Source organism: Pedobacter sp., assembly GCF_045628745.1.
Taxonomy (GTDB): domain Bacteria; phylum Bacteroidota; class Bacteroidia; order Sphingobacteriales; family Sphingobacteriaceae; genus Pedobacter.
Genome location: NZ_JAZQPU010000050.1, coordinates 16,671 through 29,939, shown reverse-complemented (window position 1 = coordinate 29,939; position 13,269 = coordinate 16,671). Strand labels below are relative to the sequence as shown.

The following is a 13,269-nucleotide window of genomic DNA, read 5'->3' as shown; positions in this document are numbered from 1 at the left end:
GTAGACAAGAAAACAGGAAATATTGAGACTAAACAAGCTTTCAATAATTACCAATTACACCTGGAATGGCTTATCCCATCTTATATTACTGGAGAAGGACAAGCTAGAGGCAATAGCGGATTATTCCTTGCTTCCATTGGCAAAGGCGATTTAGGCTATGAGTTACAGATTCTTGATGGTTATAATAACAAAACCTACACTAACGGTATGGTCGGCAGCATATATAAACAAACCACTCCACTGGTTAATGCAGCAAAGAAACCCGGAGAATGGCAAACTTATGATATTGTGTGGACAGCACCTACTTTTAATGCAGACAGTTCGTTAAAAACACCGGCTAAAGTTACCGTATTTTATAACGGAGTGTTGGTTCAGAATAACTTTGAGCTCAAAGGACCTACGCAATATGTTGGTCAGCCAGCCTATAGACAGGCCCACGGAGCTTCACCTATCAAACTGCAATCACATGGTGATAAAAGTGAGCCCATCAGTTTTCGCAACATTTGGATAAGAGAACTTTAGCCTTCAAAAAACATTCTTTGAATACGCTTTGTTATAGTTACAGTTTACCTAATAGGATTTCATACCATGGCAAAGTATTCAAAGAAGGCTTCTGAAAAAGTGGAAGAAGCAATGCATGAGGAAAAAGCGGGAACATTAAAAACCGGCACCGGAAAAAAGGTAACTTCAAAAAAACAAGCAGTAGCGATAGGCTTAGCTGAGGCGAGAAAAGAAGGTGCTAAAGTTCCTAAAAAGAAATAAGAGTGATTTGAACCAATTAATGAAGTCTTTCCAACTGAACTTTAATTGGCTGCGAGTATAAAAATTAATTGATCGAAAATTCACAATATTTTTCTAAATATAATTCAGATGAAAACGACTAAAAGTTCCACAGAAAAAAAAGAAACTGCAGACAAAAAACCTAAAGGAAGCAAACCTGAAGAATCAACTTCTGCAAAAGACGCGAAAAAGGTTAAAGTGACCAAGAAATAATAAGCTTAACCTCTATAATGCTTAATCATGTAAATTATATTGCTTTCAGAATTTAGACTTTCAATAAGCTTAATTCTGAAAGCAAATTATCATCACCGGTCGCTTTGTTCAGAGCTTCCATAAAATGCTGTACAAATCTATTCAGCTAAAAACTCATTTAATCTTCTTTTAATATTTGTCAAAACACCTTATATAAGTATGAGGCTGCCTAATAGTTTGATCATTATATTTCTTATTTTCATTACCTTGTTTACCTTTGATCAACCATATATAAAAATTTCGAATGAAAGAAGTAGTAATCGTTTCAGCAGTAAGAACGCCAATTGGCAGTTTCGGTGGATCATTAGCAAGTTTTTCGGCTCCCCAATTAGGAGGCATAGCCATCAAAGCCGCCATCGAAAAAGCGGGTATCAAACCTGAAGAAGTACAGGAACTCTACATGGGTAATGTTTTATCAGCCAACTTAGGACAAGCACCTGCAACGCAAGCTGCTAAACTTGCCGGTTTACCCGATTTACCAGCAACAACAATTAATAAAGTATGTGCTTCAGGCACTAAAGCAATTATGCTGGCCGCACAAAGTATTGCCTTAGGACAGAACGATATTGTGGTTGCCGGTGGTATGGAAAGCATGAGTAATGTGCCCTACTATTTAGATAAAGCGCGCAATGGATACCGCTTAGGGAATGGCCAGCTGACTGATGGTTTAGTGAAAGATGGCCTGTGGGATGTTTATAATGACTACCACATGGGCTCAGCAGCTGAACTTTGTGCCTCTACCTGTAATATTAGTCGTGAAGACCAGGATGCTTTTGCCATTGCCTCTTACCAGAAAGCACAGGCAGCTCAACAAAATGAAAAGTTTAAACAGGAAATAGTTGCTGTAGAAGTAACAGACAGAAAAGGAACCGTCACCGCTATCACGGACGATGAAGAACCTTTTACTGTTAAATTTGACAAAATACCGGCACTAAAACCCGTCTTTAAAAAAGAAGGGACAGTTACCGCAGCAAATGCTTCAACCTTAAATGATGGTGCTGCTGCCCTTGTATTGATGAGTGCAGAAAAAGCCGCAGAATTGGGCATTAAACCTTTAGCCAGAATTTTAGCCTATGCAGATGCACAGCAAGCACCTGAATGGTTTACCACTGCTCCTGCAAAAGCCATTCCTATTGCCTTAAACAGGGCTGGAATTGACATCAAGGATGTAGACTATTTTGAAATCAATGAAGCCTTTTCTGTTGTTTCTCTGGCCAACAACCAATTATTAGCTTTAGACAATGAAAAAGTAAATGTTAACGGTGGTGCGGTAGCTTTAGGGCACCCACTGGGCGCTTCAGGTGCTCGAATTGTAGTGACCCTAATTTCAGTACTTTCTCAAAACCAAGGCAAAATTGGCGTTGCCGGAATATGTAATGGTGGTGGCGGTGCCAGCGCAATAGTGATTGAAAGTTTAGTCTAATAGACCTTTCCCAGCGACTACTATTTATACACCATAGTAGTCGCTTAACTTTGTTCTCCTTAACTATCAATTTAATATGTTATTGGTTATGAATTCAAGATGAAGCCCTTGTAATTAAAAACTTGCTAGTTTGCTTTCATGTCGTTATCTTGCGGGATAGTAACATCGTTATTTCATAAACCAACACACTAAGTAGATGACTAAATCTTCGAAAGCGCGGCATCCAAAAGGCCTGCCCGTTTTATTTTTTACCGAGATGTGGGAGCGTTTTGGCTACTACCTGATGCTCGGAATTCTCTTACTTTATCTAAAGGACCCCAAAGGAGGTTTTGGTTTTGACAATAAAGAAGCTGCAGATATTGTTGGCACCTATTTAGGTCTTGTCTATTTAACCCCCTTTTTGGGTGGCTTAATAGCAGATAGGATTTTAGGTTACAGAAAATCAATTATCATTGGAGGTCTCTTAATGTCGGCTGGTTATTTTTGCCTGGCCTTCCCTTCTATAGAAATGTTTTGGCTGGCCGTAGTCTTGATTGTTATAGGTAATGGCTTTTTTAAGCCTAATATTTCTACCCTATTAGGTAATTTATATGCTACACCAGACAACAAATCGCTTAAAGATTCAGGCTACAATATTTTTTACATGGGTATCAACATTGGTGCCTTCATCTGTAATTTCGTTGCCGCATACATGCGTAATGAATATGGCTGGGGATATGCCTTTGGTGCTGCAGGTTTAGGGATGTTATTGGGAATCATCTGGTTTATTGCAGGTTCTAAACATATTAAACATGCAGATGTGATGAAACCTGCCAACCCAGAGGACATGTCGGTCAGTAAAGTAATGTGGCTGGTCATGATTCCCATGTTTGTTTTTGGTATTGCAGGCTGGTTTATCCCTGGTAATATTTTCGGCTCTGATTCCACTGATGCTTTTATTGTTGCTTGTATTCCTGTCATCTCTTTTTACATCAACTTATTGGTTAAATCTAACAAAGAAGACAAATCACGCATTGGTGCTCTTTTAGCTATTTTCGCTGTTGTCGTGGTTTTCTGGGCTGTGTTTAAGCAAAATTCTTCCGCACTAACCAACTACGCTGAAACTTATACAGACAGGCAAATTAGCGACCGGACTGCTGGTTACCTGAAGCCTTTCGGCATGGTAGTGGAATTAACAACTGAACAGGATTCTTTTCCAAAACATGACCCATTTTTTAAACCTTTAAAAGATGCCAATGGAGAGAAGATCATGGAGCTTACGCCAAATCCTTATTTCCATAACCTTGATAAGGCAAAATGGCCTCAGGAGAAAGAACCTGTGAAGCTGATCTCTACAGAAATATTCCAATCGGTTAATCCATTCTTTATAATCTTACTTACCCCACTGGTGATCTCCTTGTTTAGCTTTCTTAGAAAAAGAGGGAAAGAGCCCTCCACCCCTGCTAAAATTGGTTACGGTTTATTAATCACCGGCTTGTCGACCGCAATTATGGCCTTTGCCATTTATTCAACGGACATTACGATGGAAAAATCTTCTGCATGGTGGCTCATCGGCTCTTATGCCGTAGTGACTATTGGGGAGTTATTTTTATCGCCTATTGGTTTATCCCTGGTATCTAAGGTAGCCCCTGCCCGCCTTACCTCCTTAATGATGGGCGGATGGTTTTTAGCGACTTCCATTGGCAACAAGCTTTCCGGTGTTTTAGCTTCGCTTTGGGATACCTATGAACAGAAGGCTAACTTTTTCTGGGTCAATTGTATCGCCTGTGTAGTAGCAGGACTCATCATCTTCGCCATGTTAAAATGGTTACGGGGAATTATTAACAAACACGCTTAATTATCAATTTATAAATAAATTATATAAAATTCTATATGGATCAATCTGAAATCCTGAAGCCTGAGGAGTTAAACCCTTCTACAAAAGGCCATCCTAAGGGATTGTACGTTTTATTTGCTACAGAAATGTGGGAACGTTTCAACTATTATGGCATGAGAGCCATATTGGTGCTTTTCATGACTAAAGCCTTGCTTTTTGATAAAGCTTTCGCCTCTAACCTTTATGGCAGTTATACTGGTTTAGTATACTTAACACCCCTTATTGGTGGTTTTGTGGCCGATAGGTTTTGGGGAAACCGAAGATCTATCATTACCGGCGGTGTATTAATGTCATTGGGTAACCTTTTGATGTTTGCCTGCGCTTCGATTTACCAATCTAATCTGGACGCCTCAGCCTTTTTGTTTTTCACCGGATTGGGCTTTATGATTGCCGGTAACGGATTCTTCAAGCCTAATATTTCTTCTATGGTAGGTCAGTTATATCCTGCCAACGATAGAAGAATTGATGCCGCTTATACCATTTTCTACATGGGGATTAACGTAGGTGGTGCTTTAGGACCCTTTATTTGCGGCTATTTTGGTGATACAGGTAATCCTGCAGACTTTAAATGGGCATTTTTATGTGCAGCTATTGCAATGGCCATTGGGGTAATTGTATTTATCTATTTAAAAGACAAGTATGTACGTCATCCTGATGGTAAACCATTAGGTATGTCGCCACTAAAGGCAGATGCTCAAAAGCCTAATCCGGTATTGGTATATGGATCGCTAATGGCTTTTGTGGCCATTTGTGTAGGTATGCTTTATATTGATGCAAAGGTTTACAGTTATTTAAGTTATTTATTGATCGTTGCTGTATTAGGTATTGGTTACATGCTTTTCAGTGATAAAAGTCTAAGTGTGGTGGAGAAAAAGAAAATCTCGGTCATCTTTATCGTGGCTTTCTTCGTTGTCTTCTTTTGGAGCGCATTTGAGCAGGCAGGTGCCTCATTAACCTTCTTTGCAGAAGAGCAAACACAACGTGATTTAGGTTTCTTTACTGTGCCAGCAAGTTGGTTCCAGTCTTTAAACTCTGTTTTCGTTATTATCTTTGCCCCTGTTTTTGCCTGGTTATGGATTAAATTAGGTAGAAAAGAACCCTCAGCACCAACAAAAATGGCTCTTGGTCTTTTGTTACTTGCTGTAGGTTATTTTATCATTGCCGTGGGTGTTAAAGACATTGGCACTGGTGTTAAAGTAAGTATGATCTGGTTAATCGGAATGTATGCTTTCCATACCTGGGGAGAACTTTGCTTATCACCAATCGGCTTATCACTGGTTAACAAATTGTCTCCGGTAAAATTTGCTTCCCTATTAATGGCGGTATGGTTTCTTGCCAATGCAGGCTCTAACGTTCTGGCGGGTAAATTAAGTTCATTATATCCTGATGGCACCAAAGTAACTAATTTTGCAGGTTATGAAATGCACAACATCAACGACTTCTTTATGCTGTTTGTGTTTATGGCTGGTATCGCTGCCTTTATCTTGTTTTTCTTAACCAAGTGGTTACAGAAAACCATGAATTCTACAACGTAGTATACATTTTTTATCATATTTAACCCGCAGGACTTCCAATCCTGCGGGTTTTTTAATTTTATTGAATACTTTCGCAGGGTTATTTACTTTATCAATTTTTACGTGTCAGACAGTTTAGTTATCATCCCAACCTATAATGAAAAGGAAAATATTGAAAAGATCATTAGAAAAGTCCTTTCCCTGGATTTTGCTTTTGAACTTTTAATTATAGATGATGGGTCGCCGGATGGCACTTCAGACATCATCAAATCCTTACAGGTTGAGTTTGCCGGCCGCCTGCATCTTGAACAAAGGATAGGAAAATTAGGCTTAGGCACTGCGTACATCCATGGTTTCAGATGGGCCCTGAAGCATAATTATGACTATATTTTTGAAATGGATGCAGATTTTTCTCATAATCCTGATGACCTGCCCAAATTAAGAAAGGCTTGTGTAGAAGGTGCAGATGTGGCTATTGGCTCCAGGTATGTTAATGGGGTGAATGTGGTCAATTGGCCAATGAGCCGGGTGCTGATGTCTTATTTCGCCTCCATGTATGTGCGATTAATTACACGTATTGATATTCAGGATGCTACCGCTGGATTTAAATGTTACCGTAGAATTGTATTAGAAACCATTCCCCTGGATAAAATTAAGTTTGTAGGTTATGCCTTTCAGATAGAGATGAAGTTTACGGCCTTACAATATGGCTTTAAAGTGGTAGAAGTACCCATCATTTTTACCGATCGTACTGAAGGCTCCTCAAAAATGAGCACCAGAATCTTCAGAGAGGCATTCTATGGCGTTATTCAGATGAAAATGACCAGTTGGTTCCGGAATTATGATCGCAAGTCTTAAAGTTTTTTATCCTGCGTCTTTACTCGCCCTGATCATCGCCCCAAAGTCTAGTTGACTTTCCATCGCATTAACCATCATGATCAGGCGCTTCACTTTTGTTTTTTCAGTCTTAGCAGAGGTATACCAATTGATAAAATAATGCTGGTGCGATAAAGGCATTGCCAGAAAGCGATCCATCAAATGACGCTCTTCCAGGAGACACATTTCCATCTCCTCAGGCATCTCCACAGTAAAATGCAAGTCTTCCTCTAATTCCACTTTGATCACCGCCCCTTCTTCTTTTTGCAATTGCTTCCGTAAAGCAGCCTTCACCGCAATGATAAAAGCTCCCTCTCCCATTGGAATCATAGCCATTCCGCTGATGTCAATATGATCAAACTTACCTTTTACCCGGTAGCTCTTTTTGCAGCCTGGCTTAAGGACCTGAGCTATTGCTTGTGGAACAGTGATATAAGTCCAGCCAGTCTTTTCGCCCATACGCTCGAAGCGTTCTAATGAAGCATTAAATGTAACCATAAATAAAGTTAAAACTTTTCTTCTACACCTAAACCAAACAAGGCAAAATCATATTTCACTGGATCTGCAGGATCAAATTTACGCAGTGCTGTGGTCAACTCCAGTGCGGTCTGCCAGTCAGTTTGTTTTCTTGAAATAAGGTTAAGGCGGCGGGCAACACGATCGACATGAACGTCACAAGGGCAAATCAAATCTTTGGGTTTTAAAGTCGTCCAGATTCCAAAATCAACGCCACAATTATCTTTCCTTACCATCCAGCGCAAGAACATATTTAAACGTTTGCAGGTAGATTTCTGTGCTGGTGATGACACATGTTTAATGGTACGTGTAGGATAATCTTCTAAACTAAAAAAGTAAGTTCTGAAGTGATTCAGGGCTTGTTCAATTTCAAAATTTGGTCTGTTGAGTTCGCTTAAATATTCTTCTCTAAAAGGAGATAATTGAGGAATAAAAGCGGTTTCCAGGCTATCAGAATTTTGGTAATGCGCTTTAAAAAATGCAACGAAATACAACAGGTCGGTATCATTGAAAGTGCGGTGTTTAAAGCCAAGTAAACCTTTCAGGTCCTCATCACCATGGTGCAGCATAAATTCATAAGGAGCATTGTCCATTCTATGGAAAAGATCAGTGCACTTGTTGATAATTGTTTTGCGCTGGCCCCAAGCTAAAATTGCCGCAAAAAATGCGGCAATTTCAATATCCTGTTTCTTTACAAACCGATGTGGAATGCAAATTGGGTCATTCTCGATAAAAGCCTGTTGGTTGTATTGCACAAACTTGAGGTCTAAGAAATCTTTAAGCTCCAGGAATTCCAAATGAATTTATTTAAGTGCTTGTTCTAAATCAGCTATTAAATCATCAATGTCTTCCACACCTACGCTTAAACGAAGTAAGTTATCAGTAACACCAACTTTCTCACGCTCTTCTTTAGGAATAGAACCATGTGTCATGCTTGTAGGGTGATTAATTAAAGATTCTACACCACCTAAAGACTCTGCCAAGGTGAAAACCTTAAAAGAAGAAGCCACACGATAAGTTTCCTCCAGGTCAGCACCTTTTAAAGTGATCGAAACCATACCTCCAAAACCACGCATCTGTTTTTTAGCAATTTCATGATTAGGGTGATCTTCAAAACCTGGCCAGTAGATTTTATCTACCTTTGGGTGGTTTTTCAAGAAATGAGCTACCTTAATACCGTTTTCACAGTGAGCTTTCATTCTTAAGTGCAGGGTTTTGATACCTCTTAACACCAAAAAGGCATCCTGAGGACCTGGTGTAGCACCACAGGCATTATAAATAAACCAAAGGTCTTTATACAACTGATCGTCGTTTACCAACAAAGCACCCATCACCACATCCGAGTGTCCACCAATGTATTTAGTAACAGAGTGCATCACAATGTCAGCTCCTAAATCCATTGGATTTTGAAGATAAGGAGAGGCAAAAGTATTGTCTACCGCTAGAAGTAAATTATGTTGTTTTGAAATTTTAGCAATCCCTTCAATGTCTACAATTTGCATTGTAGGGTTTGTAGGTGTTTCAATCCAGATTAACTTTGTTTTTTCAGTAATATATGGAATTATATTTTCAGGTTTCGAAAGATCAAGAAAGCTAAATTTAATGCCATATTTCTCATAAACCTTGGTAAAAATACGGTAAGAACCACCATAAAGATCATTTCCGGTAATCACCTCATCACCAGGCTGTAACAACCTTAAAACTGCGTCAGTAGCGCCCATACCACTTGAAAAAGCCAAACCATATTTAGCATTTTCCAAAGCTGCAAGACAACTTTCCAAAGCTTTCCTGGTTGGATTTGTTCCACGGGAATATTCAAAACCCTGGTTATCACCAGGAGACTTTTGCCAGTAAGTAGAAGTCTGGTAAATAGGGGTCATTACGGCTCCTGTGCTTGGATCAGGTTCCTGACCAGCGTGAATAGCTTTTGTTGCAAATTTCATAGCATGAGTTTAATAAAACAGCGAGTTGTTTAACAATTTAATTAATAAGCACGGGCAAATAACACCCTTTGTATGGAAGGTTTGCCAGAGTAAATACAAACACCTTCTTCTAGTTTGTTATCCAAAGGAATACACCTGATGGTTGCTTTGGTTTCCTCTTTTATCTTTTGTTCTGTTTCGGGTGTACCATCCCAATGCGCACTGATGAAACCTGCTTTACTGTCTAAAAGTTCTTTAAGTTCATCATAAGAATTCGCTTCCGTAATATGGTCTTCTCTATAAGCAGCTGCTTTATCGTAAATGCTTTTCTGAATATCATCCAACAATTGTGGAATGTAAATCTCCAGTCCATCTTGCGTTACGGTGAACTTCTCACGAGTATCTCTACGGGCAATTTCTACTGTTTTATTTTCCATATCTCTACCACCAATGGCGATACGAATTGGAACACCTTTAAGTTCATATTCTGCAAATTTAAATCCCGGACGTTGCGTGTCACGATCATCATATTTTACAGAAATGCCTATGCGTTTAAGCTTAGGAATCAATTCATCAACAAAAGATGATATATTTTTAAGGTCTTCCTCACCTCTGTAAATTGGTACAATAACTACTTGTATAGGCGCTAATTTTGGTGGCAATACCAAACCAGCATCATCACTGTGTGCCATAATTAGGGCACCTATTAATCTTGTAGAAACACCCCATGAAGTTGCCCAAACATGCTCAACTTTACCTTCTTTACTCGTAAACTTTACATCAAAAGCCTTCGCGAAGTTTTGGCCCAGAAAATGCGATGTTCCAGCTTGCAAAGCTTTACCATCCTGCATTAAGGCTTCAATACAATAGGTATCTAAAGCACCTGCAAAACGTTCATTGGCAGTTTTTTTACCTTTAACAACAGGCATCGCCATATAGCTTTCAGCAAAGTCAGCATATACATCCAGCATACGTTCTGTTTCCTGAATCGCTTCCTGAGCAGTTGCATGTGCAGTATGTCCTTCTTGCCATAAGAATTCTGCTGTTCTTAAAAACAAACGTGTTCTCATTTCCCAGCGAACAACATTTGCCCATTGGTTAATCAGCAAAGGTAAATCTCTATATGACTGAATCCAGCCTCTATAAGTATTCCAAATGATAGTCTCAGAAGTAGGTCTGACAATCAGCTCCTCTTCCAGTTTGGCAGTTTCATCCACGACAATATTTCCTTCTCCATCATTTTTAAGACGGTAATGTGTCACAACTGCACATTCGGTGGCAAAACCTTCCACGTGAGAAGCTTCTTTAGAAAAATATGACTTTGGGATGAAGAGCGGAAAATAGGCATTACTATGTCCTGTATCTTTGAATTTTTGGTCTAAAATTGCTTGCATTTTCTCCCAAATAGAATAACCATATGGCTTAATGACCATGCAACCCCTCACATCTGAATGATCCGCAAGGTCAGCCTTTATAACAATGTCGTTATACCACTGTGAATAATCTTCGTTTTTGCTTGTAATACCTTTGCTCATAACTATCTGGAACGTTATTTGTGTTAAATTATTTGTTTAGTAGTCCACAAATTTATAAATTTATAGCTATAAAAATTGCAACACACACAAACAATTAACATATCATGAAACCGATTCGATTATTTGCTAGTCTACTGGCAGCAGGCACAGTAGCGCTTGCCTCGTGTTCTGCACCGAGGATGGCAACAGAAAATAAAGGTACTGATGATGTATATAATTCTGTAGCTCAGGCAAAAGAGTATGTACAACCTAAACCTCGCCCTTCATCTCAATATAAGGATACATCTGCCATTCAGGAAGACTACGGAATGAGTGACCCATACTATGATATGGATTATTCTTCCCGTATCAACAGGTTCTATTATGGTAGTCCTTTCCGCAGCTATTATGATCCTTTTTATTATGATTATTATGGCTATAATAGCTTTTCTCCATGGTACTCTTCTGGCTTCTCTTTAGGCTTCGGTTGGGGATGGGGAAGTCCCTTTTATGGAAACTACTGGAATAACCCTTATTACGGTTATGGAATCTACTCTCCATACTATGCATGGAACCCTTACTACGGTGGCGGCTATTTAGGCGGTGGTTACCTTGGTGGTGGCTATGTCCATACTTTACCGGGAAACACTACCAGAGGTCCACGACCTGACAGAGGCAGAGAAAATAACACTGGTTATTCAAGATCAGGCACAGGAATAGTGACCGGCCGTGGCGCAACAAGGTCTAACAATGGCGTTGTTTCTACAGACAGAAGTCGTGCAGAAAGATATAACCCTAGCCGTGGTACTGTTAACCCTAATACCACCGGTAGAACTGGTCGTACCACTACTGAAACTAACAGACCACCAACAAGGTCAAACACAGACAACAGACCAAGCTATAGCCCTCCTTCAAGAAGCAGCAGTGGCAGCGCTGGCGCATCACAAGGAAGTAGCGGTGGTGGTGGCAGCAGAAGCTCAAGAGGTGGAGGCAGAAATTAATTTAACGAGGCTTATCTAATAGAATGAAAAAATTCATGACACTGCTTGGATTAGCTATGGTAGCTAATACAGGATTTTTATACGCACAATACGCCGGAGACGCCTTAAGGTTTTCACAAACCAATTATGGTAGTTCTGCCCGTTTCAAAGGTTTAGGTAATGCACAAATTGGCTTAGGTGGAGACATCAGCTCCATCAGTGGTAACCCTGCAGGTTTGGGAATGTTTACCAGATCAGAATTTAGCGTTACACCCGAATATAACAATACCATCTCGGAGTCTACTTATCTTGGTCAGCGCTCTAAAAGCGACCTTGACAAAGGTAATTTAAACCAGGCGGGAATGGTTTGGTATAATCCTACGGTTAAAAGAGCAGGATCTGATTTAAATAAAGGTGTATTAAGCTTTGTATGGGGACTAGGTTACAACAGAAACAATGATTTTAGTGCAAGTCACTCTTATGGCGGTGTGAATGGACAAAACTCTATCGGTGACTTTTTTGCTGAAGATGCAACATTTAATGGTGCTTTACCAGAACAATTAGCGGATGGTACTTTAGCCCGAATGGCTTACGATAGCTTTTTAATAGATGAAGTGGGTACGGGCAATAACGGAGTCTATCAACGTGCAACATCTTTAAATAATTTACAACAGTATAACCAGGTTAGATTTGGGTCTACCTCTGAGTTCAATTTCTCAGGTGCCTTAAATATCTCTAACCAGTTTTACATTGGTGCTTCTGTTGGTTTGATCAGCATGCGTTATGGCTATGATTCTCAGTTTACTGAAAGTGGTGTATCCACCCTAAACACAGTGACTACCCCTATTGCCGGAGATCCTGTGGCGGGTGATGCTTATGACATCTCTTACAGACAAAGTCAAACTACTGATGGATCTGGTATCAACGGAAAAATTGGTGTGATATTTAAACCTGTAAATGCTTTTAGAATTGGGGCTACTTTCCAAACCCCAACCTGGATGCACATTGAAGATGTATATTCTGAAGTGATTGATTCGCGTTTCAATGCCAGTACAGCATATACCAATGATCCTTCAAACAGTGTTTTTCAATACAATTTAAGAACACCTTACAAAGGATCACTAGGTGCAAGTTTTATCCTGGGTAACAATGGTCTGTTAACTGCAGATGTTGATTATGTAGATTATTCTTCTATCAAGTTCAGCAATGCTGAAAATAGTTATTCACCTACTACAATCACTAACAACAATTTAGATGTGAAGGATTTTTATACCGATGCCATTAATTACCGCGTAGGTGGTGAATTAAGAGTTGACCAGCTAACCTTAAGAGCAGGTTTTGGCTTAAACGGCACTCCTTATAAAGATGATGACGCAAAGCTTTTTGAAACTAAGATATACAGTGGTGGTTTAGGTTACCGCTTTAACCAATATTATTTAGATGTAGCTTATCAACGTGTAGAGACTAATAATACTTTTAGTCCTTATGTGCTGAATGATTTTTCTGAGCCTGTTGCCTCTTCAAAGGTCAACAAAAACAACGTTTTCTTAACGTTGGGTGTAAGGTTTTAACATCCATCCATTCTATACGTAAAAAAACCCCGGTCTTTAAATAGA

At 39.5% G+C, this 13,269-nt stretch carries 13 protein-coding genes; 9 read left to right on the top strand and 4 right to left on the bottom strand.

What is annotated here, in order from left to right:
• The 7 genes from ACR2F7_RS02240 to ACR2F7_RS02210 form a co-directional block, all read left to right on the top strand.
• A partial coding sequence (locus ACR2F7_RS02240; protein WP_432711985.1) for a 3-keto-disaccharide hydrolase occupies window positions 1–522 on the top strand: 522 nt, incomplete at its 5' end.
• 66 nt (window positions 523–588) lie between these two features.
• Window positions 589–762, top strand: coding sequence for a DUF6496 domain-containing protein (locus ACR2F7_RS02235; RefSeq protein ID WP_432711984.1), 174 nt, complete (start codon window positions 589–591; stop codon window positions 760–762).
• A 108-nt stretch (window positions 763–870) separates the two neighbouring features.
• Window positions 871–993, top strand: coding sequence for a hypothetical protein (locus ACR2F7_RS02230; RefSeq protein WP_432711983.1), 123 nt, complete (start codon window positions 871–873; stop codon window positions 991–993).
• A gap of 283 nt (window positions 994–1,276) precedes the next feature.
• Window positions 1,277–2,455 (top strand): acetyl-CoA C-acyltransferase, encoded by a 1,179-nt coding sequence (locus ACR2F7_RS02225; protein ID WP_432711982.1) that lies wholly within the window; start codon window positions 1,277–1,279, stop codon window positions 2,453–2,455.
• A 196-nt stretch (window positions 2,456–2,651) separates the two neighbouring features.
• Window positions 2,652–4,292 carry a peptide MFS transporter gene (locus tag ACR2F7_RS02220; RefSeq protein WP_432711981.1) on the top strand — a complete coding sequence of 547 codons (1,641 nt, stop codon included), beginning with the start codon at window positions 2,652–2,654 and terminating at the stop codon, window positions 4,290–4,292.
• Between the two features lie 35 nt (window positions 4,293–4,327).
• The gene (locus tag ACR2F7_RS02215) at window positions 4,328–5,866 is read left to right on the top strand and encodes a peptide MFS transporter (RefSeq protein ID WP_432711980.1); all 1,539 of its coding nucleotides are present in this window, start codon (window positions 4,328–4,330) and stop codon (window positions 5,864–5,866) included.
• Between the two features lie 102 nt (window positions 5,867–5,968).
• Window positions 5,969–6,703 (top strand): polyprenol monophosphomannose synthase, encoded by a 735-nt coding sequence (locus ACR2F7_RS02210; RefSeq protein WP_432711979.1) that lies wholly within the window; start codon window positions 5,969–5,971, stop codon window positions 6,701–6,703.
• 6 nt (window positions 6,704–6,709) lie between these two features.
• Here the strand turns inward: ACR2F7_RS02210 and ACR2F7_RS02205 are convergent, their stop codons facing one another.
• Genes ACR2F7_RS02205 through proS form a run of 4 tightly spaced genes read right to left on the bottom strand, consistent with a single transcriptional unit; the run spans window position 6,710 to window position 10,694 of the window.
• Window positions 6,710–7,219 (bottom strand): YdeI/OmpD-associated family protein, encoded by a 510-nt coding sequence (locus ACR2F7_RS02205; RefSeq protein ID WP_432711978.1) that lies wholly within the window; start codon window positions 7,217–7,219, stop codon window positions 6,710–6,712.
• Between the two features lie 8 nt (window positions 7,220–7,227).
• Window positions 7,228–8,034, bottom strand: a complete 807-nt coding sequence (locus tag ACR2F7_RS02200) for a TIGR02757 family protein (RefSeq protein WP_432711977.1) — start codon at window positions 8,032–8,034, stop codon at window positions 7,228–7,230.
• Window positions 8,035–8,040: 6 nt separating this feature from the next.
• On the bottom strand, window positions 8,041–9,180 hold the full coding sequence (locus ACR2F7_RS02195; protein ID WP_432711976.1) for a cystathionine gamma-synthase: 1,140 nt from the start codon (window positions 9,178–9,180) through the stop codon (window positions 8,041–8,043).
• Between the two features lie 41 nt (window positions 9,181–9,221).
• Window positions 9,222–10,694: a proline--tRNA ligase gene (gene proS / locus ACR2F7_RS02190; RefSeq protein WP_432711975.1), complete on the bottom strand. Its 1,473-nt coding sequence runs from the start codon at window positions 10,692–10,694 to the stop codon at window positions 9,222–9,224.
• A 104-nt stretch (window positions 10,695–10,798) separates the two neighbouring features.
• On the opposite strand from proS, the gene ACR2F7_RS02185 reads away from it, so the two are divergent.
• Complete coding sequence (locus ACR2F7_RS02185) at window positions 10,799–11,674, top strand: hypothetical protein (RefSeq protein ID WP_432711974.1); 876 nt, start codon at window positions 10,799–10,801, stop codon at window positions 11,672–11,674.
• A 23-nt stretch (window positions 11,675–11,697) separates the two neighbouring features.
• The gene (locus ACR2F7_RS02180; protein ID WP_432711973.1) at window positions 11,698–13,224 is read left to right on the top strand and encodes an OmpP1/FadL family transporter; all 1,527 of its coding nucleotides are present in this window, start codon (window positions 11,698–11,700) and stop codon (window positions 13,222–13,224) included.
• Window positions 13,225–13,269: the final 45 nt, after the last annotated feature.